Annotated in this window: 21 protein-coding genes and 1 riboswitch; of the genes, 12 read left to right on the top strand and 9 right to left on the bottom strand. The window is 60.7% G+C overall.

Translation table 11 applies throughout. The annotated features are described in order from the left end of the window. Window positions 1–83 precede the first annotated feature (83 nt). Complete coding sequence (locus AC6CHO_RS03375; RefSeq protein WP_498213691.1) at window positions 84–575, bottom strand: SseB family protein; 492 nt, start codon at window positions 573–575, stop codon at window positions 84–86. 111 nt (window positions 576–686) lie between these two features. On the opposite strand from AC6CHO_RS03375, the gene AC6CHO_RS03370 reads away from it, so the two are divergent. Both AC6CHO_RS03370 and AC6CHO_RS03365 read left to right on the top strand, forming a co-directional pair. Then, entirely contained in the window at window positions 687–2,393 is a 1,707-nt protein-coding gene (locus AC6CHO_RS03370) for a fumarate hydratase (RefSeq protein ID WP_498213690.1), read from the top strand. 181 nt (window positions 2,394–2,574) lie between these two features. Next, window positions 2,575–2,916 carry a hypothetical protein gene (locus AC6CHO_RS03365; protein ID WP_194943669.1) on the top strand — a complete coding sequence of 114 codons (342 nt, stop codon included), beginning with the start codon at window positions 2,575–2,577 and terminating at the stop codon, window positions 2,914–2,916. Window positions 2,917–2,922: 6 nt separating this feature from the next. Here the strand turns inward: AC6CHO_RS03365 and AC6CHO_RS03360 are convergent, their stop codons facing one another. Next, window positions 2,923–3,765: a M15 family metallopeptidase gene (locus AC6CHO_RS03360; RefSeq protein ID WP_498213689.1), complete on the bottom strand. Its 843-nt coding sequence runs from the start codon at window positions 3,763–3,765 to the stop codon at window positions 2,923–2,925. A gap of 216 nt (window positions 3,766–3,981) precedes the next feature. Here AC6CHO_RS03360 and dcd point away from each other — a divergent pair, with 216 nt between their 5' ends. Beyond that, complete coding sequence (gene dcd, locus AC6CHO_RS03355) at window positions 3,982–4,563, top strand: dCTP deaminase (RefSeq protein ID WP_060702404.1); 582 nt, start codon at window positions 3,982–3,984, stop codon at window positions 4,561–4,563. A gap of 67 nt (window positions 4,564–4,630) precedes the next feature. Here the strand turns inward: dcd and AC6CHO_RS03350 are convergent, their stop codons facing one another. Further along, window positions 4,631–5,953, bottom strand: a complete 1,323-nt coding sequence (locus tag AC6CHO_RS03350) for an MFS transporter (RefSeq protein ID WP_498213688.1) — start codon at window positions 5,951–5,953, stop codon at window positions 4,631–4,633. Between the two features lie 225 nt (window positions 5,954–6,178). On the opposite strand from AC6CHO_RS03350, the gene AC6CHO_RS03345 reads away from it, so the two are divergent. Genes AC6CHO_RS03345 through mnhG form a run of 6 tightly spaced genes read left to right on the top strand, consistent with a single transcriptional unit; the run spans window position 6,179 to window position 12,503 of the window. Beyond that, on the top strand, window positions 6,179–9,148 hold the full coding sequence (locus AC6CHO_RS03345) for a Na+/H+ antiporter subunit A (RefSeq protein WP_498213687.1): 2,970 nt from the start codon (window positions 6,179–6,181) through the stop codon (window positions 9,146–9,148). Next, window positions 9,145–9,594, top strand: a complete 450-nt coding sequence (locus tag AC6CHO_RS03340; protein ID WP_022874324.1) for a Na(+)/H(+) antiporter subunit C — start codon at window positions 9,145–9,147, stop codon at window positions 9,592–9,594. Before AC6CHO_RS03345 ends, AC6CHO_RS03340 begins: the two co-directional genes overlap by 4 nt. After that, window positions 9,591–11,192 (top strand): Na+/H+ antiporter subunit D, encoded by a 1,602-nt coding sequence (locus tag AC6CHO_RS03335; protein WP_498213686.1) that lies wholly within the window; start codon window positions 9,591–9,593, stop codon window positions 11,190–11,192. The genes AC6CHO_RS03340 and AC6CHO_RS03335 overlap by 4 nt, the downstream gene beginning before the upstream one ends. 11 nt (window positions 11,193–11,203) lie before the next feature. Beyond that, on the top strand, window positions 11,204–11,836 hold the full coding sequence (locus tag AC6CHO_RS03330; RefSeq protein ID WP_498213685.1) for a Na+/H+ antiporter subunit E: 633 nt from the start codon (window positions 11,204–11,206) through the stop codon (window positions 11,834–11,836). Then, on the top strand, window positions 11,833–12,099 hold the full coding sequence (locus AC6CHO_RS03325; protein ID WP_444662425.1) for an MrpF/PhaF family protein: 267 nt from the start codon (window positions 11,833–11,835) through the stop codon (window positions 12,097–12,099). The genes AC6CHO_RS03330 and AC6CHO_RS03325 overlap by 4 nt, the downstream gene beginning before the upstream one ends. Beyond that, window positions 12,099–12,503: a monovalent cation/H(+) antiporter subunit G gene (gene mnhG / locus AC6CHO_RS03320; RefSeq protein WP_146275944.1), complete on the top strand. Its 405-nt coding sequence runs from the start codon at window positions 12,099–12,101 to the stop codon at window positions 12,501–12,503. Before AC6CHO_RS03325 ends, mnhG begins: the two co-directional genes overlap by 1 nt. A 52-nt stretch (window positions 12,504–12,555) precedes the next feature. Here mnhG and AC6CHO_RS03315 read toward each other — a convergent pair whose 3' ends face one another. Then, window positions 12,556–12,807, bottom strand: coding sequence for a DUF4235 domain-containing protein (locus AC6CHO_RS03315; protein WP_060702398.1), 252 nt, complete (start codon window positions 12,805–12,807; stop codon window positions 12,556–12,558). 73 nt (window positions 12,808–12,880) lie between these two features. Beyond that, window positions 12,881–13,004, top strand: a riboswitch (TPP riboswitch). Between the two features lie 63 nt (window positions 13,005–13,067). On the opposite strand from AC6CHO_RS03315, the gene AC6CHO_RS03310 reads away from it, so the two are divergent. Further along, window positions 13,068–13,688 (top strand): ECF transporter S component, encoded by a 621-nt coding sequence (locus tag AC6CHO_RS03310; protein WP_498213683.1) that lies wholly within the window; start codon window positions 13,068–13,070, stop codon window positions 13,686–13,688. After that, window positions 13,685–16,012, top strand: coding sequence for an ATP-binding cassette domain-containing protein (locus AC6CHO_RS03305; RefSeq protein ID WP_498213682.1), 2,328 nt, complete (start codon window positions 13,685–13,687; stop codon window positions 16,010–16,012). The genes AC6CHO_RS03310 and AC6CHO_RS03305 overlap by 4 nt, the downstream gene beginning before the upstream one ends. Here the strand turns inward: AC6CHO_RS03305 and AC6CHO_RS03300 are convergent. Beyond that, window positions 16,009–16,884 carry an aminodeoxychorismate lyase gene (locus AC6CHO_RS03300; RefSeq protein ID WP_498213681.1) on the bottom strand — a complete coding sequence of 292 codons (876 nt, stop codon included), beginning with the start codon at window positions 16,882–16,884 and terminating at the stop codon, window positions 16,009–16,011. The genes AC6CHO_RS03305 and AC6CHO_RS03300 overlap by 4 nt on opposite strands. A 169-nt stretch (window positions 16,885–17,053) precedes the next feature. On the opposite strand from AC6CHO_RS03300, the gene cls reads away from it, so the two are divergent. Then, window positions 17,054–18,547 (top strand): cardiolipin synthase, encoded by a 1,494-nt coding sequence (cls, locus tag AC6CHO_RS03295; protein WP_498213792.1) that lies wholly within the window; start codon window positions 17,054–17,056, stop codon window positions 18,545–18,547. Here cls and AC6CHO_RS03290 read toward each other — a convergent pair. The 4 genes from AC6CHO_RS03290 to AC6CHO_RS03275 all read right to left on the bottom strand — a co-directional run bounded on the left by AC6CHO_RS03290 (window position 18,534) and on the right by AC6CHO_RS03275 (window position 22,268). Continuing rightward, window positions 18,534–20,549 carry a chorismate-binding protein gene (locus AC6CHO_RS03290; RefSeq protein ID WP_498213680.1) on the bottom strand — a complete coding sequence of 672 codons (2,016 nt, stop codon included), beginning with the start codon at window positions 20,547–20,549 and terminating at the stop codon, window positions 18,534–18,536. The genes cls and AC6CHO_RS03290 overlap by 14 nt on opposite strands. Continuing rightward, entirely contained in the window at window positions 20,536–21,045 is a 510-nt protein-coding gene (locus AC6CHO_RS03285; RefSeq protein ID WP_498213679.1) for a low molecular weight protein-tyrosine-phosphatase, read from the bottom strand. Before AC6CHO_RS03285 ends, AC6CHO_RS03290 begins: the two co-directional genes overlap by 14 nt. Before the next feature lie 90 nt (window positions 21,046–21,135). Further along, on the bottom strand, window positions 21,136–21,759 hold the full coding sequence (locus AC6CHO_RS03280) for a LysE family transporter (protein ID WP_498213678.1): 624 nt from the start codon (window positions 21,757–21,759) through the stop codon (window positions 21,136–21,138). Next, window positions 21,756–22,268: a MarR family winged helix-turn-helix transcriptional regulator gene (locus AC6CHO_RS03275; RefSeq protein ID WP_498213677.1), complete on the bottom strand. Its 513-nt coding sequence runs from the start codon at window positions 22,266–22,268 to the stop codon at window positions 21,756–21,758. The genes AC6CHO_RS03280 and AC6CHO_RS03275 overlap by 4 nt, the downstream gene beginning before the upstream one ends. Between the last annotated feature and the right edge of the window lie 159 nt (window positions 22,269–22,427).

Raw genomic sequence — 22,427 nt, 5'->3', positions numbered from 1 at the left:
GGCCTAATGACGGCTCGGGCAACAATCAGCATATCCCACGAATTCGATCGGCCGGTAAACGGCGCGAATAATCGTGCGGAAAGTTACGCCTGGTCTTCGGATTTCTGCTTCAGCAGCTGCTGCTGCAAAATGGCCACGCCATCTGCGGGTACCTCGAAGCTCAGCTCATCGCCCGGGTTCACCACGAATCCGGTGTTCTCCAGTGCGCGCACCACGGTGGCGCCTTGGACCTTAACGCCAAATGGCGCCTGGTCGATGTAGCTGGACGGAATGCGTTCCAGGGTGGTGAACAGCGCCACCACGGCCTCGCCGGTCGGGTTGGTCAGCAGCATCGGCTGGGCGTTCTTGTTCTCTTCGGTGACCTCTTCGCGGGAGAGGAAGTACACCTCGGCGCTCATGAAGGCGCCAATGACGGAACCGGACAACTCAGGTTTGTTAAGACCGGCCTGCAGCATCATTTCGAAGTGCGTTTTAGGCTTGGCACGGTGCTGGTCCATAGGCGTCTCGATGATCGCATCCGGGATTTGTGTCGGATTCTGGCCATCGTTCGCAGCTGGGGTGTTCTCGGTGCTCATGTACTCCAGCATGTCGCGATAAAGCCTCAGGTGCAAACGGCGAATGCGGGAAAATCGGGGTAAAGGCCTAAAATGGCAGATGAGCATCCACGATTGAATCAAGGACAGAGCATGCCTGAATTCCGTTATGAGGATCTTCTGCCGATTGGCGAAGATACAACCCCATACCGCAAGATTTCCTCCGAAGGCGTCGAGGTTGTCGCCGGCCCGGATGGGAAGAACTTCCTGAAGGTCGCACCAGATGCCTTGGAGCAGCTGGCCGAAACCGCACTGCACGACATCTCGCACTACCTGCGCCCAGCCCACCTGCAGCAGCTGCGCAACATCCTCGACGATGAGGAAGCCAGCCCGAATGACAAGTTCGTTGCACTGGATCTGCTGAAGAACGCGAACATCGCAGCCGGCGGCATCCTGCCGATGTGCCAGGACACCGGCACCGCGATCGTGATGGGCAAGCGCGGCCAGCGCGTCCTGTCCGAAGAGCAGGACGAGATCTCGCTCTCGCGCGGCATCTACAACGCCTACACCAAGCTGAACCTGCGCTACTCGCAGCTGGCCCCGATCACCACCTGGGAAGAGAAGGCCACCGGCAACAACCTCCCGGCGCAGATCGACCTGTACGCGAACACCAAGGACGGCGCTGACACCAGCTACAAGTTCCTGTTCATGGCCAAGGGCGGCGGATCGGCCAACAAGTCCTTCCTGTACCAGGAGACCAAAGCCATCCTCAACGAGAACTCGATGCTGAAGTTCCTCGACGAGAAGCTGCGTTCGCTGGGCACCGCTGCCTGCCCTCCGTACCACCTGTCCATCGTCATCGGCGGCACCAGTGCCGAAATGGCGCTGAAGACCGCAAAGTACGGTTCGGCCAAGTACCTGGACTCGCTGCCTACCGAAGGCGCGATGACCGGCCGCGGTTTCCGCGACACCGAGCTGGAAGAAAAGGTCCTCGAATTGACCCGCCACTTCGGCATCGGCGCGCAGTTCGGCGGCAAGTACTTCTGCCACGACGTGCGCGTGGTGCGCCTGCCTCGCCACGGTGCATCGATGCCAGTGGCCATCGCAGTATCCTGCTCGGCTGACCGCCAGATGCTGGCGAAAATCACCGAAGAGGGCCTGTTCGTGGAGCAGCTGGAAACCGATCCAGCCCGCTTCATGCCAGAAGAAAACCACCCGGCCCTGGCAGCCCACGACGAAGAAACCGACGGCGTCACCGGCACCGGTGGCAGCTCCGTGGTGAAGATCGACCTGAACAAGCCAATGAATGAGATCCTGGCCGAACTGACCAAGTTCCCGGTCAAGACCCGCCTGTCGCTGACCGGCCCATTGGTGGTGGCCCGCGATATCGCGCACGCCAAGATCAAGGAACGCCTGGACGCCGGCGAAGAGATGCCGCAGTACCTCAAGGACCACCCGGTCTACTACGCAGGTCCGGCGAAGACCCCCGAAGGCATGCCTTCGGGCTCCTTTGGCCCGACCACGGCAGGGCGCATGGATTCCTATGTCGACCAGTTCCAGGCAGCCGGCGGCTCGATGGTCATGCTGGCCAAGGGCAACCGTTCCAAGCAGGTCACCGATGCATGCAACACCCACGGCGGCTTCTACCTTGGTTCCATTGGCGGCCCAGCCGCACGCCTGGCCCAGGATTGCATCAAGAAGGTCGAAATCCTCGAATACGAGGAATTGGGCATGGAAGCCATTTGGAAGATCGAAGTCGAGGACTTCCCGGCCTTCATCGTCGTTGACGACAAGGGCGAGGACTTCTTTGCCGAGACCTTGAAGCCGACTTTCACCGGCATCCCGGTACGCGCAAAGTAGATTTCGGCGTTCTGGACGGGGACTGCCAGCGGTTATCGCAACCGCTGGCAGTCCCTGTGCAATTCCTAGCCGATGCACAGGCGGCGGCGGGGGATAAAAGCCTGAATACCGGGGGCTGCTTCGGTAGAATTCATGGTGCTTCGCATGCGCTGGATGCATTACCGGGATGAAGGGCAGGACTGTGAGACGGCTACTGGTCGTGAATGTGCTGCTGGGCATCCCCGGAATTATCTACTATTGGATGCTGAGCCTCATGGTGCTTGCCGACCCGCTGACCACGTGGGGGAGGGCAGCCCGGGACCTCTATGAGGCCCACTCGTTCTTGCCTGTCCAGGTAGTGCTCGGCCCGCCGCTGGCCATCGGAACCATGATCTGGGTGCTGTCCAACGTGAACTTGATCTACCGCAGGAAGCGCGCAGGCGCCTGCCAGAAAACCAGCGGCAAGTACTTGCACTGGGGCATTGCGCTGGCGGCCTCGTTGATTCCGACCGCAGTGTTTCTGGGTATTGCAGCGTTCTTCTAGGCAATCTTATTTTTCCGTGAAGCCGAAGCCCCAGTCACGGTAGGGCGGCAAGAAGCGCAGGACCAGAAGGTCGTCTTCCTTCATCACGCCGTGGCCAGCCTTCTTGGCGTCCTTATCGGATTCCTTGTCGGCTTTTTTCGAGCCGGCTTCTTCCTTCGGTGCTTCCAGCGACTTTCTGAGCATCTGGAAGTAGTCTTCATAGGTCTGTGCGCCAGATTCAGCCAAGGCCTTGGCATGATCCTTGCCGATGTAGCGCACATGCCATGGCTCATATTTGTAGCCGGTGATCTCTTCTTTGCCCTGAGGGTAGCGGATGATCAGGCCGTAATCCTCGGCATGCTCTGCAATCCAGATGCCTGCGGGAGTTTGGCCGAATTCTTCCTTCAGCTCAGCCCGGCTGTTGGTGTATCCCAGGTCTGCTGCCAACCCGAGCTGGTGCTCGCTGGTTCCGGGGCGTGCCGAAATGCGTTCAGCATAAGCCGTCCCGTACTTCGCTTGATATTGGCTGAACAGGGCCGCTTGGCGTTGATATGAGCGGTAGGCACTGAGCAGCTTGATGGAGTGCCCGGCAGCGCGGGCATCAGCGATGAGTTCCTCGACGGCTTCTGCGGCTTCGGGGCGCAAGGTCAGCCCGGTTCCCCCAACACTCACCAGGTTGGCCGGAGTGTAATCCTCAGGCGACAGCTTGGTGGTTGGATTGATAAGGGCCAGCATGCTCGACGCATCTGAAAGCTGGGAGCTTTCAACGGCAGGCAGGTCTTCGGCTGGCGCGGCCAGCGCAGCCGGAACTGCACAGAGCAGCAGCGCCGCGGAAAGAACGGAGCTGGTCAGCGCGGAGGCTAGACGCATGATGTGATGAACCCTTGTGTTGCGAAGTGATGATGAAGGGGGCAAACCCCAATCCCACGATAGCTGGATTTGCTGGGGAAGTAATGGGAATTGCGTCACGGCCGCGGTGAACAAATGATGACTTTTCGTGGATTGGCGGTCCATTCCAAACAAGAAAACCTACATATTTCTTCGAAGAGTTCAACGATTGGGCATTCTCACGATAAATTTGAAGGCGTGTTGTATTCAGATGGTGACATTCGTCGAGAAATAGCGTCCGGGGAGATTGGGCTTGAGCCCTTTGAACCGAATATGGTCCAGCCCGCATCAGTGGACGTTCGTATTGACCGGTTCTTCCGGCTCTTCGACAACCACAAATATGCGCACATCGATCCATCGGTGGAACAAGATGAGCTCACCCGATTGGTCGAGGTTGACCCGGACGAGCCTTTCATTCTGCACCCCGGCGAATTTGTGCTCGGCTCGACCTACGAAGTAGTGACCCTCGGGCACTCCATCGCAGCGCGATTGGAAGGCAAGAGCTCGCTCGGCCGTCTCGGATTGCTGACCCACTCCACAGCAGGCTTCATCGATCCTGGCTTCTCGGGCCACGTGACCTTGGAACTGTCTAACATGGCCACCTTGCCAATCAAGCTCTGGCCCGGATCGAAGATCGGCCAGCTGTGCTTCTTCAAGCTGACCTCAGCCACCGAGCACCCCTATGGTTCTGGCCCCTATGGAAACCGGTACCAGGGCCAGCGTGGCCCCACGGCCTCGCGCAGCCACCTGAACTTCCATCGCACGAACATCGAAAGCTGAACACAATAATGGATCGGCCCCCGCGGGAGCCGATCCATTGTGCTATCTGCCTCAAGGCAGCACTTGCCTAGGCATCTGGATTCCGCGGCGATCGAATCGGCAACAACAGAAGCAAGCCGAGAGCCAGCACCACGAGGATGCCCAGGATGCCAAAACGCTGGGCGCTGCCCGAAGCGACAAACGGGGTGGCCAAGGCAATGGACAACCCGAAAAGCCCGGGTGCCAAGAACGACACCGCTCGCCCGGTCGTAGCGTAGAGGCCGAAGAGCTCACCTTCGCGCCCGGCGGGGACCAGCCGGGAAAGGTAGGACCGTGAAGCGGACTGGGCGGGACCGACGAACAGGCACAACAGCAATCCGAAGATCCAGAAGCCGCTGGCCCCGGGAGAGAGGAAGACCCCGGCTCCGGCAACCAGCAGTCCCGCCAGCGAACCACAGATGACCTTTTTCGGTCCCAGCGTGTCGTCGAACCGGCCGCCTAATACTGCCCCGAGGGCCGCGACAAGATTGCCGGCAATGGCGAAGATGATGACTTCCGAGGGGGCGAAGCCGAACGTTCCGGCAGCGATGACGCCTCCAAAGGTGAAGATCGCGGCGAGGCCATCGCGGAAGACTGCGGATGAGCAGAGGAAGAAGAGCAGGTTGCGGTCGCTGCTCCACAAATTCCTGATGGTCGCAAATAGCACCTTGTAGGAATCCTTGAGCGGGATCTTGACCGCACTGGCTGGTGGGGATTCGGGGATGATGAAAAACAGCGGCAGGGCAAAGACCAGGCACCAGCCCGCTGAGAAGAGAGCGATCAATCGCAGATTCAGCGAGTTCTCGCTGGAAGCCCCGGGCCACTGGACGATCGGTTCAACAAAACCGAAGAGCACGAGCGCCAAGGCGAGAATTCCGCCAACATAGCCCATGCCCCAGCCGAATCCTGACACTTTGCCGACGGTGGCCTTGGTGGAGATCTGGTTGAGCACGGCGTTGTAGTTCACCCCGGCAAACTCGCTGACCACCGACATCAACGCGATAAGGATGGCCCCGAACCACAAGAACGCCGGATTCGGGTAGACGAAGAAACAGGCGGCGCAAATTGCAACGAGGATCAGCGTATTGACCACAATCCATAGTTTGCGCCGGCCGGCGGCATCAGCGCGCAACCCGGTGACGGGCACCAAAAAGGCGATGGCCAGGCCGCCGACGGTCAGTGCCTGGGAGAGCACCAGGGAGGTATGGTCCTTGTCGCCAAAAAGATCGCTGGTCAGGTACACCGTGAATACGAAGGTGATCATGACCGCGTTGATGGCGGCCTGGCCCCAGTCCCAGCTTGCCCATGCCAAGGTGTACTTGCTGAGCCATTTTTCGCTCAGTGGCCTCGACATCGGCTGATTGATTGACATGGTCGAATCGTACCCGCTGCATGAGAACCATTGGTGAACCCGGCACAGAAATTAGGCGTTCCTGTGTAAAAGCCCGAAATCAGCCGATCGCGGAAACAGCAGAAAATATGCCGCCAGCGGCACATCCCACCGAATCGGGCAGCGCCCGGCTGATAAAATTGCAGATGCAGACTATTTTTCGTGGTCATCGCACTCTGCCCATCCGCCAGACGACAGAGGAGACACGTGCTAGTAATTCTCGCTGCGTTGTTTGTGACCGCTTTTTTGTGCCCGATGCTATTCCGGGTGCTGAAACGAAACGCCTTTTATGTGGTGGCGGTCGTCCCGGCAGCGGGTTTCGCCTGGCTCTTGACTCAGCTTCCGGGGGTGCTCGCCGCCGATGAATCATTGGCCAGCGGTGCACCGAACGCACCACCGTCCATTGGCATTCAGTGGATTCCCGGACTGAATATCGGATTGAACTTCCGGCTGGATTCGCTAGCGGCCACGATCCTGCTGCTGATTCTCGGCGTCGGCGCGCTGGTGCTGTTCTACTGCGCCCGCTATTTCAAGAACGATGACCCGCAAATCGGTGGATTCGCCGCCAAGATGGTTGCCTTCGCCGGAGCAATGACCGGCCTGGTCACCGCGGACGACGTGATCATCATGTTCATCTTCTGGGAAATCACCAGTGTCCTGTCGTACCTGCTGATTGGTTTTAACCAGGTCCTGATCACGGCCCGCCGTTCGGCGATGAACGCGCTGATTGTCACGACCCTGGGCGGGCTGGTGATGCTCGCCGGCATCTTGATGATCGGTGCCAAGGCCGGAAGCTACCAACTTTCCGAGATCATCGCTTCTTCAGGCCAACTGGTCGCCTTGGGCGGCTACACCGACGTGGCAGTGGCCCTGATCATTGTGGGTGCCATTTCCAAGTCGGCGCTGGTGCCCTTCCACTTCTGGCTGCCCGGCGCCATGGCCGCGCCAACCCCGGTCTCCGCCTATCTGCACGCTGCCGCGATGGTGAAGGCCGGCGTCTACCTCATCGCCCGGCTGGCACCGGGCTTCGCCGACACTAACCTGTGGGCGCCGATGACGGTGGGCATCGGCATTGCGACCATGCTGATCGGCGGCTTCCGTGCGCTTAAGCAGTACGACCTCAAACTGATTCTGGCCTTCGGCACCGTCTCGCAGCTCGGATTCATCATCGCGATATTCGGCTTCGGCACCCCGGAAGCCGCCTTCGCCGCGCTGGCCATGACCTTGGCACACGGGCTGTTCAAGGCGACGCTGTTCCTCAGCGTGGGCATCATCGACCACAACACCGGTACCCGTGATATTCGAAAGCTCAGCGGGCTGCGCCGTGCCATGCCAATCCTCACAGCCACCGCCGGGATCGCGGCGGCTTCGATGGCCGGAATCCCGCTGCTCTTCGGGTTCGTCGCCAAGGAAGCAGTCTACGAGTCAGCGTTGCACCTTGATACCCCGTGGGGCATGATCGCGCTGATCGGTCTGGTGCTGGGCGCCGGATTGACCATGGGCTATTCGTTGCGTTTCTTCTTTGGGGCTTTCGGGGTGAAAAAACATTCGGTTCCTGCGCTGATCTGCAAGGCGCCCACGCTCATTTTCCTGGCACCGCTGCTGGTGCTTTCGGCGCTGACACTCGTCCTTGGCGTCTACCCGCAGCTGGTGGAACCGCTGATGCTGCAGTGGTCTCAGGCCCAGGGCGGACCAGGCAAGATGCACCTGCTGCCGTTTGCCGGTTTTAACACGGCCCTCGGGCTGAGCGCGCTGTCGGCGAGCTTGGGCCTGGCCTTCTACTGGATCCGCCGGCGGACCGATACCGGGGCACCACTGCGCCGGATGACGGTCTCGGCCGAAGAAATCTACCGCATGTCGGTGAACGCCTTGGACATGGCGGCGATTTGGATTACCGGTCGCACCCAGCGTGGTTCGCTGTCCTTCTACCTGGGAGTGATCCTGGGCGTGGTGCTGGTGCTTCCGCTGGGCATCGCCCTGACCGTGTCCACGCCATGGCCGGAGAACTGGATTGTTGCCGATCATCCTGCCCAGCTGCTGATCGGCGCGATTATTATCGCCGGCGCCGTGGTGGCAATCATCGCCCCGAAGCGCTTCATGGCGGTGCTGATGGTCTCGGTTACCGGCTATGGCATGGTGGCAATTTTTGCGCTGCAGGGGGCGCCGGACCTGGCGCTGACCCAGCTGCTGGTGGAAACCATCGTGCTGGTTTCCTTCGTGCTCGCCCTGCGTGCCCTGCCAAAGCGCTTGTGGGGCGGGGTGGTCCGGATCAAGTGGGGCCGCGCCCTGATGGCGATTGCCCTGGCGGTGATGGTCATTTACATTGCCATCGCCATGATGGGCGCCCGCCAAGAAGCCAGCATCTCGCTGGCCTGGCCGGAATTGGCCTACAACCAGGGCTACGGCAAGAACATTGTGAATGTGGCGCTGGTGGATATGCGCGTGTGGGACACCTTCGGGGAAATCACCGTGCTGGCGGCAGCTGCCACCGGCGTGGCGTCGCTGATCTTCGCCGGACGCAGCTTCGGCAGCCGGGTGCGTGCCCACGAGGTGGCCCCGGGAAGTATCGATTCGGGCTCCGAAGCCATGGGCGGCAAGGACTCCAAGGAGGTGGAACTGCGCATTGCCAGGCGTTTCGCCTCCAGCGGCAACCAGGACTGGCTGATGGCAGGAAGCACCCTGGTCGCCGAACGGCGCTCCATCATTTTTGAAGTGGTCACCCGCCTGATGTTCCACTCGGTGCTGATCCTCTCGGTCTACACGTTGCTCACCGGGCACAATACGCCAGGAGGCGGTTTTGCCGGAGGGCTGATCGCAGGGCTGGCATTAACCATCCGCTACCTGGCCGGAGGACGTATCGAGCTCTCCGAGTCCATGCGGATCGCACCGGGCATGCTGATCGGCGGCGGTATTGCGCTGGCCGGGCTGTCCGGGATTGTGCCGCTGCTGATGGGCGATGAAATTTTCACCACCTATGCCATGGAATTCTGGTTCTTCGGCGACCACAAGTTTGTCACCTCAACCATCTTCGATATCGGCGTCTATCTGGTGGTGCTGGGCCTGGTGCAGGATGTCTTGCGTTCGCTGGGCAGCGAGATCGATTCGCTCTCCGAAGGACGCAGCCCGGTGGATCGCCACGATTTTGTTGAAGCATCACGGACAGGAGTTGGACGATGAGTGTGAACATCACCTTCCTCGTGATTACCGGAGTGCTGCTGGCGGCCGGATTCTATCTGGTCCTTGAACGCACGCTGACCCGCGTGCTGCTGGGCATCATGCTGCTGGGCAACGGCATCAACTTGCTGATCCTCACCAGCGGCGGCCGGCGCGGAGTGGCTCCGCTGTTCCAATCCGGATTGGCTGCCGAGGAGTATTCAGACCCGTTGCCGCAAGCCCTGATCCTCACGGCCATCGTGATCACCTTCGCGGTCACCGCCTTCCTGCTGGCCATGATCTACCGCTCCTGGACGTTGACCAGCGCCGATGAGCTGGCCGATGACACCGAAGATATCAAGGTCTCGCAGAAGACCGCATACGACGAAGAGGAAGACTCGCCGGTGGCAGAGGATACGACCGAGTTCGTTGATGAAGAGGGCCGTCCAGTGCGCGAGGGGGAAGAGTGAATTTTCTGGATCTAGCACCCCTGGCCGTGGTCTTCCCGATTATCGGTGCCGGGGCGGCGTTCTTGGCCCGGCGGCAGGTCCGCGCCCAGCGCCTGATCACCATCGGCATCCTCTGCTTGACCCTCGTGCTGGAAGCGGGCATGCTGGCCGCGGTATGGGGAGGCGAAAGCTACGCCATCCATATCGGCGGCTGGGAGTCGCCCTTTGGCATCGCGCTGATGGTCGATGGCTTCAGCTCCTTCATGCTGCTGATTTCCACCCTGGTCTCGCTGGCCGTGCTCTTCTTCGCCACCAGCCAGGGCCTGGCCGACGGCGACGAGCCCGGCCCGGTGTCGGTTTTCCATCCGGCCTACCTGATCCTGCTCGCCGGAGTGTCCAACGCCTTCCTGGCCGCCGACCTGTTCAACCTGTACGTCGGGTTCGAAATCCTGCTGACCGCCAGCTACGTGCTGCTGACCCTGGGCGGAACTGCCGAACGCATCCGCGCCGGTACCACCTACGTGGTGGTTTCGGTGGTGTCCTCGGTGATCTTCCTGATGGCCATCGCCATGACCTATGCTGCGACCGGCACGGTGAATATGGCCGACCTGGCCGTGAAGCTGCCCGAACTGGATCAGGGCCCGCAATTGATCTTGCATGTGCTGCTGCTGATTGCCTTCGGCATTAAAGCGGCAGTGTTCCCGCTGTCCCTGTGGCTTCCGGACTCCTACCCGACGGCACCGGCACCGGTGACCGCGGTGTTCGCCGGTTTGCTGACCAAGGTGGGCGTCTACGCAATCGTGCGTACCGAAACACTGATTTTCCCGGGTGGCGCTGTGAACGCCGGGCTGCTGGTGGTGGCGGCGCTGACCATGGTGATCGGTATTCTTGGCGCGCTGGCGCAGACGGACTTCAAGCGCATGCTCTCCTTCACCCTCACTAGCCACATCGGATACCTGATTTTCGGTGTGGCTGTCGGGGGACCGCTGGCCATTGCGGCGACCATCTACTACGTGGGCCACCACATCATCGTCCAGACCTCGCTGTTCATGGTCGCTGGCCTGATAGAACGCCGTGCAGGAAGCTCGAATGTCACCAAGCTGGGCTCGTTGGCCAAGCTTTCCCCGGCCCTGTCCCTGCTCTTCTTCATTCCGGCGATCAATCTCGGCGGCATTCCTCCATTCTCCGGTTTCCTGGGCAAGTTCGGGCTGCTCCATGCAGCCGTGCAGGATGCTGACCCGTTGACCTGGGTGGTGGTGGGCGCCGGCCTGCTGACCAGCCTGTTGACGTTGCTGGCGATCATTCGTGTCTGGGCCCGCATCTTCTGGCGTCGCGCCGCCGATGCCGAGGTGCCGAACCAGGAACTGGTGGATGAAGCAGCCCAGGTGGCGGCCGAAACCGCCGCTGGTGGCGCGCAGAACCCCGGCCTGGGCCTGAAGCTGGCCCGGGAATTGGAAGCTGCGTCCCTGCCCTGGGGCATGCGCTATGCCACCGGGTCGCTGGTGGTAGCTGGTATTGCCCTGACTATTTTTGCCGGGCCGATTTTTGAATTCTGTGAACGGGTCGCCGCGGAGCTCATTGCCCGCGACGCATACATCAACGCGATCTTGCCATTCTGATTGGAGGGATGATGCCGACTAAAAACTTGAAACCCCGTGACCAGCGTATTGATGATGCGCTGGATACCTCAGGCGTGCGCCACCGGGCGACACTCAAGCAGGAATGGCCGCTGCTGGCCCTGCTGATTTTTGTGTGGTGCGCACTATGGCAGGATTTCTCGCCAGCGAACCTGATTTTCGGTGTGATTATCGCGCTGGTCATCGTCACGCTCTTCCCGTTGCCTCCGGTGGTGCTTTCGGGACGAATGAACGTTTGGTACTGCCTGCAGCTATTCATCTGGTTTGTCGGCCAGGTGTTTGTGGCCAGCTTCGAAGTGGCCCGCCTGGCCATCTTCCGGGGAAAGAAAACCAGCAGCGGCGTCATCGCGGTTCCCTTGCGCACCGACTCGGATCTGATCGTGACAACGGTTGGCCATGTGCTGACCCTGATCCCGGGATCTTTCGTCATTGACGTGGACCGCAGTTCGTCAACGCTGTACTTGCACTACATCAATATCGAATCAAGGCAGGATATGGACCGTGCCCGTGAAGCCGTGCGCGACATTGAACGCCGGATGATCATGGCCATCGGCAGCCGGGATGAGTTCGATGCGATCAAGCACGAATGCGGACCGAACCTGATGCGAATGAAGGGCAAAAAATGATGGAAATCGTGATGTGGATTTGCGGCATCATGCTGGGCCTGGCCACGGTTGCCTGTGTTATCCGCGTAGCCAAGGGCCCATCGATTCTCGACCGCGTTCTCGCATTGGACGTGATGCTGCTGATCATCTCTGTGGCGCTGTGCCTGGAGATGGTCTACAACCGGCACACCGACTACCTGCTCTTCGTCATTGCCGCTTGCACGTTGGGCTTCATCGGCTCGGTCACCGTCTCGCGCTACGTTTCTGACCAGAGGAATGCCTGATGGAGATGTTCGTGGATATTCTTGTGGCGGTACTGCTGATTGCCGGTTGCCTCATGTCACTGATTGCCGGTATCGGCCTGCTGACCTTTCCCGACATGCTCACCCGCATGCACGCGGCAACCAAGCCCCAGGTCCTCGGGTTCTTGCTGATCTTTACCGGGCTGGCGATTCATCTGCGCAGCTGGGCTGTGGTTCCCGTGCTCTTCTTGGCATGGGGGATGCAGTTGTTGACCGCACCGGTCTCGGCTCATATGATCGGGCGCTCCGGCTACCGGACCAAGCACGCTGCCAAGGACTCGCTCTATGCCGATGAGCTCAAGCAGATTGTGGACAAGACCAGCAGCGCCCCGCCCACCGGAACCTTCGATGCAACCTCGGGTGCAACCGGAAAATCTGAAGACTAGGACAACACAGCACGGGCATCCCGCCGACGGCGGGATGCCCGTGCTGTGTGCGCTACTTGCTAAAGCGTGCGACTACCTTGTTGCTACCGCGGTCTGCCAGCACCTGAATGGTGGCTGCCACGATGGCCGAGAAGATCGCAAATCCGAGAGCCTGGCGCAGCGAAGCCTCGGCGGCTTCTTCACTGCCCTTGCGGGGTGCCTTGTTTCCGGTGAAACCCTTCCACAGCTGGTCAACCAGCTTGCTGCCGACAAAACCGGCGCCAATGGAAATACCCGTGGTGGCAAGTTTCTGCACTGTATTCATTTTGCCCTCGCTTCAACGTCGTGACTTATCGTTCCTCTGCCCAGCATACCTGCGGTATGGTAAGTGGGCAGTAATTTTCCGACAGGGGAGCGTCAGACTTCGAAACTGGAGTCGCAAGACGCTGAGAGTGCGATAGATCGCAGACCCTCGAACCTGCTCCGGCTAGTACCGGCGAAGGAAGTCGAGCATCTCGGATGCGGATCGGGCCCATTGTGCCCTGAATCCGTACATCTCCCCTCCTTGATATAGGAGGACCACCAATGAATCAATCAGCAGCAAATCAGCGTTCTGGATGGCGCGTCGTAGACATCGTCACCGCATCGGTCATCGCCGTCGCCTCGGGCGTCATCTTCTGGGCCTGGGGCGCAGGCTATGGGCTGTTCTCGCTGGCCTTTGCGGCTTTCCCGCCGGCGGCAGCACTGCTCACCGGCGTTTGGCTCTTCCCAGCAGTGCTTGGCGCGCTGATTATCCGCAAGCCCGGCGCGGCCCTGTATTGCGAGCTGCTGGCAGCGGTGGTCGAAGCGCTGCTCGGTTCGCATTATGGCCTGACCGTGCTGCTGTCTGGCCTTGTCCAGGGTCTGGGTGCTGAACTGGTCTTTGCCGCGTTCCGCTACCGCAAGTGGAATTTGGGCGTGGCATTGCTTGCCGGGCTCTTCTCTGGACTTTTCGCAGGTATTTCCGAGGCCTACATCATGGCCTACTACGTTGAATACACCCCGGCGCTGAAGTTGTTCCACGTGATCGCTACCGGTGTCTCCGGGCTGATTGTTGCAGGGCTGCTGTCTTGGCTGGCAACCCGCGGCCTGGCCAAGACCGGCGCGTTGAGCGCTTTGGCCAGCCGCCGCGCCCACCTTGAATCCGGAAAACTGGCCGCAAAATGAGTTCGGTGGCTAACACCGGTGCCACGGCACAAACTCGGCGAGGCATCGAGATCATTGCCCGGGGTTTTTGCTGGCAGCACCCGGAACGCTCACAACCTGCCATCTCGGCATTTGACGTGCAGATCAACTCCGGCGAAAAGGTGCTGCTGATAGGCCCGTCCGGGGCAGGCAAGTCAACCTTGCTCCATGCCCTGGCCGGACTGCTGGAAGCCGATGGGGCCGAGCAGATCGCCGGTCAATTGCTCATCGACGGGTCAGACGCATTCGCCCGGGAACACCCGGTGGGGCTGATGCAGCAGGACCCGGAGACCCAGGTGGTGCAAAGCCGGGTCGCCGACGATGTGGCCTTTGGCGCCGAAAACCTGGCAGTGGATCCGGCCATCATCCGCCAGAGAATTCCCGAGGCCCTGGACGCGGTGGGGCTGGGCATGCTGCCCATGGACCACCGCACCCAGGACCTGTCCGGCGGACAAAAGCAGCGCTTGGCCTTGGCCGGAATCCTGGCCATGCAGCCTGGGCTGATGCTGCTCGATGAACCCACAGCCAACGTCGACCCGGAAGGCATCGGGCCATTGCGCGATGCGGCGCTCAACGCCGCCCAGCTCAGTGGCGCCACGCTGATCGTGGTAGAACATCGGCTGGATGCGTGGGCAGAACATATGGATCGCGTCATCGTCCTTGAACCAGGCGGCGGCATCGCCCACGACTTGGACCCGCAACGGCTCATTGACGATGAAGACCTGCGTGCAGAGCTTTCGGAAGCCGGAGTGTGGGTGCCAGGTTATTCGCCACAGGTCCAACCGGCGAGCCCCCGGCCCGGGGCGCTGCTTCTGGAAGCCGCCGAACTGGTCAGCGCCCGCAGCGGGCAAGCGCCCCGGACCCAAGCGGTGAATCTGGCCGTGAGCGCTGGAACGGCGACGGTTATCCGCGGCGAGAATGGCGCTGGGAAATCCACCTTGGCGCTGACCTTGGGCGGTTTGCTGGAACCGGCACAAGGAGACCTGCAGGCATCCGACGCGCTGGCCAATGGCTTGGGGAAATCACCGTTCAGCTGGCGGGCAGGAACCCTGATCGGCCGGATAGGCTCGGTGTTCCAGGAACCCGAACATCAATTTGTCACCCAGAGCGTGCGCGAAGAATTGGCTTTTGCGCCACTGCGGGCCAAGGCAAGCAGCGGCCACGAGTTGAAGTACGAACCGCAGCAGGTTGATGCCCTGGTCGAGTCGCTGTTGCAGCGTTTGGGCTTGCAGCATCTTGCTGAAGCTAATCCCTTTACTCTTTCGGGAGGGGAGAAGCGCCGTCTGTCGGTGGGCACGGTTTTGGCCGCGGCCCCGGATGTGTTGATTCTGGACGAACCAACTTTCGGGCAGGATGCCAGGACGTGGCGGGAGCTTGCCGGGTTGCTCGTGGAGCAACTGGAGCAGGACACCGCGATTATCGCAGTGACTCACGATGAGCATTTGGCCCGCGTTCTAGGGGCCCAGGAGATTCACCTGACCGCAGTCGCGAAGCAGGAACCCGTGGTAGCCAGGGGCCCGGTCCTCGACGCTCCGGTGGGCCATAGCTGGCTGGCGAAGATTAATCCCTTGGCCAAGCTGGGTGCGGTGGCAGCAGCCACCTTGCCCCTGATTACCACCTTGGATTGGGTTTCGGCGCTGGTGGTCGTAACTGCGACCATCCTGGCCTTCCCCTTGGCGGGCTTGAGCCCGGCAAGATTCTTCAAGCGGGCCTGGCCCCTGCTGATCGCCGGGGCGGTGGCCGCTTGGGGCATTGCCTTGGTGGGGCAGGACAGCGGGGCCGTGTATGCGCAGCTGGGGATCTTCAGCATTACCGGGGGCTCGGTCCATGGCGGTATCGCCACCGGCTTGAGGGCCTTCGCCTTGGCGCTTCCATGCATTTTGCTGCTGGCAACCACTAATCCCAGCGACTTGGGCGGGGCGCTGTCGCAGCAGTTGCGAGTTCCGCACCGTTTTGTGCTCGGAGCGCTTGCTGGCATGCGCCTGCTGGGGCTGATGGTCGAAGAATTCGCCACTCTCGGGCTGGCTCGCCGGGCGCGCGGCGTGGGCAACTTCGGCACCGTTGCCCAGCGCATCGGCGCGAAGCTGGGCCAGTGCCTGGCCCTGCTGGTCCAGGCCCTTCGCCGGGCCGGACGGCTGGCGGTCACCATGGAAGCCAAGGGCTTCGGCATCGGGCAGCGCACCTGGATTCGCACAGCCACCTTCACCAGCAAGGATGCCGCGGTGCTGTTGGCGGGCATCGTGCTGGGCACAGTGGCTGTAGGTGCGGCCGTGCTGGCCGGCACCTACAACTTGGTCTGGGGCTAGCGGATCGCCTCGCTGAGGGCGCTGAGCTCTTCATGGAGCTCGGCGTCCAAGCGCAATGGCTTGGCGTCGATGGTGCGCACCGGGGTGAGCAGGCGGATGGAAGAAACCAGCCAGACGCCGTCTGCCTGGTAGAGGTCCTCGGGACGCAATGGGCCGTAGCCCAGTTCCCAGCCATCCTGGGCTGCCGCATCAAAAATGGCGCTCTGCGTGGTTCCCGGCAGGATGCCTGTTTCCAGCATCGGGGTCAGCAGGCGCTTAGTCTCGCCATCGCGCTGGGCCACCAACACGGTAGAGGTTGGCGCTTCGAGCACGATGCCGTCGGCCGAGGTGAAAATGACGTCGTGGGCCCCGTGCTTGCGGGCGTAGCGCAGGGCCGCCATGTTCACGGAGTAGGACAGGGTTTTGGCACCCATCATCAGCCACGGCGCGCGTTCGGAGAGTTTCGAGTCGTAGCCGCGGTCCAGCAGCAACACGTCGACACCGGTCGAGCGCTGTTCCTTGCCCAGTGCCGGGGCCGGGGTGACGGTGACCCAGCAGATGGCCGGATCCTCATCGTGCTCGCCGCGTGCCGCAACGAGCTTGACCACTGCTTCCTCGGCCCCGCCGGTGGCATCAAAGTCGGCGACTGCGGTATCCACCGCCGCGTACCAGCTGCGCGCATCGGGGATGACCAGATCGGCCACCTCGGCCGAGGTGGCCAGGCGGGCCAAGTGGGCCTCGATTTTTCGGACAGCCTGGTTGGTGTAGAGCATCGATTCGAAGACACCGTCACCGCGGGTGACTCCCTGCGCGGTGACCAGAAGCTGGGGTGCTGAAATATTGGCCAAGTAGCCTGCCGGATAGGCCGGATCCAAGAATACTAGTGAGCTCATACCTACAGATTATCGAACCCTTGCCACTTCCGTGGCCTTTCTTCTGAATAGTGTTCAGACAAGGAACAGAATCTTAGATAAGCTGGGCGGAGGCATTTGAGCTGCCTGACGCAGATCAGAGCCGAAAATAGCGTCGATCATCGTGCATTGCCAAGGGGGTGCCTTAGTGTTGCCAAGCAATGAAGTGCTGGTGCAAATCGGTGGCGTGCTGTGGAGCATACTGGTCGCAATCGAACTCGCTGTTCGCTACTTCATGATCGGCATTGTCCCCGGCAATCGACGCCCAACGACGGCCATGGCCTGGTTGCTGGCGATCTTCTTCCTCCCCGTGGTCGGGCTGCTGGCCTACTGGATGTTTGCCAATCCGCGCCTTTCTCGCCGCCGATTGGAAAAGCAGCAACGTGCCCATGCGCAGATCATGGATGCCACTAGGCACATGCAGATGCCGGAAGAATTCCATTCACAAGAGGAGTGGGTTGAATCCGCGGTAATGCTCAACCGCAACCTCGGTGCGATGCCGCTGGAAGGCGGCAACAGTGTCGAGGTGATTTCCGATTATCGTTCCTCCATGGAGTCGATGCGCGAAGAAATCGACAAGGCCACGCGTTACGTCCACATCCAGTTCTACATCATGGGTGATGACGAAGAATATGTTGGACCTGTGCTCGACGCGTTGGAGCGGGCAGTCCAGCGCGGGGTGCACGTGCGCCTGCTGTTCGACCACCTGGGCACCTTGCGGGTCAAGGGGTATGGCGAGTTGAAAAAACGGCTCAAGAAGTCGGGCATCAATTGGCGTCCGATGCTGCCCATAGACTTGATTGGCCGGCGCTGGCGCCGACCGGACTTGCGCAACCACCGCAAGATTCTGGTGATCGACGGGGAAGTCGGCTTCACCGGAAGCCAGAACCTGATTGAACCCGGATACAAGCGCAAGTCCTCGCACAAGGTCGGGCGTGAATGGGTTGAAATGATGCTTCGCGTAGAAGGCCCATTGGTGCGCAGCTTGGACGTGACCTTTGCTATCGACTGGTGGCAAGAGGATGATGACCAAGAAGTGCTGATGGACATGAACGAGGCACGGCATCCGCTGGCTTATGAAGAGCGCCCGGGCTCAACGCTGGCCCAGCTGCTTCCCAGCGGTCCGGGCTTTGGCACGGAAAATAACCTGCGCCTGTTTAATACGCTGATCTACTCGGCCTCGGAACGCTTGGAAATTACCAGCCCCTACTTTGTCCCTGACGATTCGCTGCTTTATGCGATCACCACGGCCGCGCAGCGCGGGGTGGAAGTGGAACTGTTCGTCTGTGAAGAAGGAGACCAGTTCCTGGTCCACCATGCGCAGCAGTCCTACTACCAGCAACTGCTGGAAGCAGGCGTGCGCATTCACTGCTATCCCGCTCCGATGGTCTTGCATACCAAGTGCTTCACCGTGGACGATGACGTCGCCGTGGTGGGGTCCTCGAATATGGACATGCGCTCATTCAGTTTGAACATGGAAATTTCGGTCATGCTCCTGGGCAAGGACATGGTCGATGCCGTGAATGCGGTGCAGAACCACTACCGGGAGATTTCTTCAGAAATCACCCTGTCGCAGTGGCGCCGCCGCCCGCGCATGCAGCGCTGGATCGACAATGTGGCCCGCTTGACCGCTACCTTGCAGTAGCGTCCGGGAAGCTGGCTCCCAGCGCCTGGAGCACACCACGGGACTTGGTGATGACCTCGTCCCATTCATCCTCTGGCACCGAATCCGCAGTAATGGCACCGCCCAGTCCCAGCGACAGGCGCCACGACTGATCGGGGAGCCTGTCGCAGACCAGGGTGCGGATGACTACCGAGAAATCCGCGGCTCCATCGGCGCCGAGGTAGCCCACGGCGCCGGAATACAAGCCGCGTGCCCGATGCTCTTCGAGTTCGTCCAAAATGTTCATGGTCGATAGCTTGGGGGCGCCGGTCATCGATCCGGGCGGGAAAGCTTCGCGCAAAGCATCGGCTGCAAGTTCCGGGGACTGCAAGGCCGCATCGATGGTGGACACCATTTGGTGCACCGTGGCATAGCTTTCCACCGAGCACAGCCGGGTCACGCGCACCGACCCCGGTACCGCATGGTGGGAGAGATCGTTGCGCAAAAGGTCAACGATCATGATGTTCTCGGCACGATCCTTGGGATGCGTGGCCAAATCATGCTTGAGCGCCAGATCGGTTTCCTCGTCGATGCCTCGTGGCCGGGTGCCCTTGATCGGCTCGGCGCGCAGCCGGCCGTTCTTGGACAGCGCAAGGAAGCGCTCGGGGGAGATGCTGGCGACTTCAAGATCGGGGAGCCGAAGATAGTGCGCAAACGGCGCCGGGCTGGACTGGCGCATCCGGCAGTAGGCTTCGAAAGGGTCGAAGTCCTCTGCGTGGGCTGTCAGCTCGGTGGTCAGGCAAACCTCGTAGGTGTTGCCCTCATAAATTTCATGCTGGGCGCGGCGTATCTTGTCCTGGTATCCGGAAGCTGTGTCGGCGCAGCTGAATTGCGGAACAGGCAGAGTAGCACTGGCGCGATGCGATGGCGGATTGCCCAGCAGCATGGTGATGGCTGCATCCGGTTTGCCGGTGCTGTGCAGGTGCATCCGCGAAAGCTGGTGGTCGATGACCACGATGGTATCGGGGGCGAAGAATTGCGCGTCGGAACGGCAGGATCCCTCAGCGATGTGCGCGTGGAGATTTGCGGCGCCCACTTCGCGCTTGAGCTCATAGCCCAGATAGCCGACCCACAACGGCAAGGGGTACTCGGTGTCCAGCGGAGCGGTTGGCGGCCACAGCCCCGAGAGCGAATCAAAAAAGCCGTGGCCCATTTGCACGCGTGCACCGGGAAGGCGGACCGTGGCTCCGCTGGCATCGGCGGTGAGCAGCGGTGGCTGCTGGGCGGTGGAGAAAGCGAGCAGGGAATACCGGTTGCGTCCCAGCGGATCTTCCAGATGCTGGCTGGTGGATTCCAGCAGGGCTGCATGCGGCAGCCGCTCGGTGAGCGCTTCGAAGAGCGCGGCCGCGTCGGCTGGTGCTTGATAGCTTTGGCGCAGCGTGGGCATGCTGTTGATTTCCGACCCCATCAGGCCTAGTGGCTTGATCCCTGCCGGCAAAAACCGCGAGGCTTGGAGCAGGGCAGGGAGTGGATCGGCGAGCGTTGCCGTATTGATGACCAGGTCAGCATGGTGCTCAGGGGAATTTGCGGCCAGATAGCCGTTTTCCTGATCAGCCCAGGTTCTCCAGAATGGCGTGTAGGTCTGGCCATCGCGGGCCAAGGCGCGCTCGCGCCGAAAGTCCTCTGGCGCATCAAGCCAGATGCCCACATCGATGAAGCCTGCCGCCTGGTCATTGAGCGCGCCGACACCTTCGATGATCACGATCCTGCCCGGGGCGAAGATTTGCTGTTCGCCCAGGCAGTCGGCGTCCCAATCCCAGGTGGGGTAGGCGACTTGTTCCCCGCGGGCCAGTGCAGGGAGCAATTGGTTGTACAGCTCGCAGGCATGACCCAGTCCGTGCCAGCCGTGATAGAGATCTTCCAGGCGCAGCACAGCCACTGGCGAAGTGGCTGAGAGGCGTTGCGCTAGGTCTGATGCGAAGGTGCTTTTGCCTGAACCGGAGCGTCCATCAATGGCAATAAAAGTTGGTCTAGCGGTTTCCACGAGAAGCGATATTACTCCGCACGTAATCTACAAGGGCTGGCAGGGAAGCAGAAATAAGTTTCCAGGTTTCACGGAAGTCGCCGGCATCGCCATACCAGGGGTCGTAAACGCCTTGGTGGTCATGTGGCGAGCTGGCAGCCTGCGGATCAAAGGAGCGGAACATACGCAGCTGAGGCCGTTGCGATGGGTCGAGCTCCGCCAACTCGGGTACCAGTTCTTCGAAATGGTCTGTGTCCATGGCCAGGACGAGGTCCATATCGGCCAATTCATCGGCGTCGATTTGGGCAGCAACATGTTCTGAGGCGTCCAGTCCATGGCTGTGCAGGATGCTGGCGGCGCGCTCGTCGATGGGGTTGCCAACTTCGCCATCGGTGATGGCGCGCGAGAGTACTTGCACTTCGTTGACGTCGGCATTAACCAAGGCGTCTTTGAGCATGTACTCGGCCATAGGCGAACGGCAGATATTCCCCGTGCACACGATCATTATCCGGAACATGGCATCAGTCTATGGGCACAAGCCCTCTGGTGCGATAGCTACGCGCCCGAAAGTAGGGCATAAATCGGTAACGTTTCTGGGTTGATGCCGCTAGTGAAGGAGTAAGAGCAGAAGAGCAACAAGGATGAACAGAACCCCGAAGAGGATGTTCAGCATCTTTGCGCCGCGGTAGGTGGCGGTGAAGCGCTGGAAGGTGCGTGCGGTGCCGGCAAAGAAGAAGTACATCACCAGAATGTCCACGGCGATGACCGTTCCGATATACAACGCGTATTGACCCAGCAGCGGCTGGTCCGCGTTGATGAACTGCGGGGTGAAAGCCAAGAAGAATACGATGGCTTTGGGATTGAGCAAGTTGACCAGGATCCCTCGGTTGAGCATGGCTCGTCGGGTCAGATGCCGGCCCGAAGTGGTTCCATCGGAAGCCACTTCCGGTTTGGACAGCAGCATGCGAATTCCCAAATACACCAGGTAGGCCGCTCCGGCATATCGGATGATGGCAAAGAGCGCTGGGCTATTGGCTACCAGGATTCCAACGCCGGCGGCGACAATCACTACATGGATGAGCAAGGCGATTTGCTGTCCGAGAATGCCCCAGATAGATGCACGCCAGCCTTGGCGCATCGAATTGTTCATGGTGTTGATGGCGCCAGCACCGGGAGTGAAGCTGATGATGATGCAGGCGCTGAGCAAGGAGAACCACAGTGAAAGAGTCACCGGTTAATGCTAGTGCCTGCTGGCGGGTTCGAGAGACTCGGGGGACTTTGCGTTACGGCTTCTTGACGGGCAGCGTCGACCCCGGCGACGGCATCGTTCATGAAGCGGGTAATGATCTGGAGTTCCTGGTCGTTGTAGGTGCCGATGACTTCCATCATTTTCACGCCAAGCGGCATGAACATTTGGCGTCCCTTGAGCCGCGCCTTGTCGGTCGGTGAGATCCGAATGACTCGGCGATCCTGGTCGGAGCGAAGTCGTTCAATCATGCCCAGGCGTGCGAGCCGGTCCAGCATCGCAGTGGTGGCGGGGGAACTCAACTGCAGTTCATGGCTCAGGTCCTTGGGGGACGGCAGTGCTCCGCGTTGCTGGTACTTCATGATGATGGACAGGGCGTTCATGTCCGTTCGGTGGGTGCCGAATTGCGCTCCCGTGGATTCAACATAGCGGTCGGTTGCCTGGCTGAAATCCTGTAGGAGCACCACCAGCTGCTGGTAGTCGCTTGCAGTCATAGCCGCAATCCTAAACCGTTTTGGTTGGCTCCCAGCAAAAGTAGTTCGATGATGGAACTATCTAAGGTAACGTTGGGTGCACATCGAAGATCGATGCGCAGAGCCCCACAATGAATGAGGAAACGCGAAAGTGCCACAACAAACCCATCTAGCAAACGG

It is taken from the genome of Glutamicibacter sp. GQ173 (assembly GCF_059759215.1).
This window is presented reverse-complemented; position numbering and strand designations above follow the sequence as displayed.

Excerpts from the sequence above, each read along its gene's own strand:
- AC6CHO_RS03375 (WP_498213691.1), bottom strand. The coding sequence starts at position 575 with ATGAGCACCGAGAACACCCCAGCTGCGAACGATGGCCAGAATCCGACA.
- AC6CHO_RS03370 (WP_498213690.1), top strand. The coding sequence starts at position 687 with ATGCCTGAATTCCGTTATGAGGATCTTCTGCCGATTGGCGAAGATACA.
- AC6CHO_RS03360 (WP_498213689.1), bottom strand. The coding sequence starts at position 3,765 with ATGCGTCTAGCCTCCGCGCTGACCAGCTCCGTTCTTTCCGCGGCGCTG.
- AC6CHO_RS03350 (WP_498213688.1), bottom strand. The coding sequence starts at position 5,953 with ATGTCAATCAATCAGCCGATGTCGAGGCCACTGAGCGAAAAATGGCTC.
- AC6CHO_RS03340 (WP_022874324.1), top strand. The coding sequence starts at position 9,145 with ATGAGTGTGAACATCACCTTCCTCGTGATTACCGGAGTGCTGCTGGCG.
- AC6CHO_RS03330 (WP_498213685.1), top strand. The coding sequence starts at position 11,204 with ATGCCGACTAAAAACTTGAAACCCCGTGACCAGCGTATTGATGATGCG.
- AC6CHO_RS03325 (WP_444662425.1), top strand. The coding sequence starts at position 11,833 with ATGATGGAAATCGTGATGTGGATTTGCGGCATCATGCTGGGCCTGGCC.
- mnhG (WP_146275944.1), top strand. The coding sequence starts at position 12,099 with ATGGAGATGTTCGTGGATATTCTTGTGGCGGTACTGCTGATTGCCGGT.
- AC6CHO_RS03315 (WP_060702398.1), bottom strand. The coding sequence starts at position 12,807 with ATGAATACAGTGCAGAAACTTGCCACCACGGGTATTTCCATTGGCGCC.
- AC6CHO_RS03310 (WP_498213683.1), top strand. The coding sequence starts at position 13,068 with ATGAATCAATCAGCAGCAAATCAGCGTTCTGGATGGCGCGTCGTAGAC.
- AC6CHO_RS03305 (WP_498213682.1), top strand. The coding sequence starts at position 13,685 with ATGAGTTCGGTGGCTAACACCGGTGCCACGGCACAAACTCGGCGAGGC.
- AC6CHO_RS03300 (WP_498213681.1), bottom strand. The coding sequence starts at position 16,884 with ATGAGCTCACTAGTATTCTTGGATCCGGCCTATCCGGCAGGCTACTTG.
- AC6CHO_RS03285 (WP_498213679.1), bottom strand. The coding sequence starts at position 21,045 with ATGTTCCGGATAATGATCGTGTGCACGGGGAATATCTGCCGTTCGCCT.
- AC6CHO_RS03275 (WP_498213677.1), bottom strand. The coding sequence starts at position 22,268 with ATGACTGCAAGCGACTACCAGCAGCTGGTGGTGCTCCTACAGGATTTC.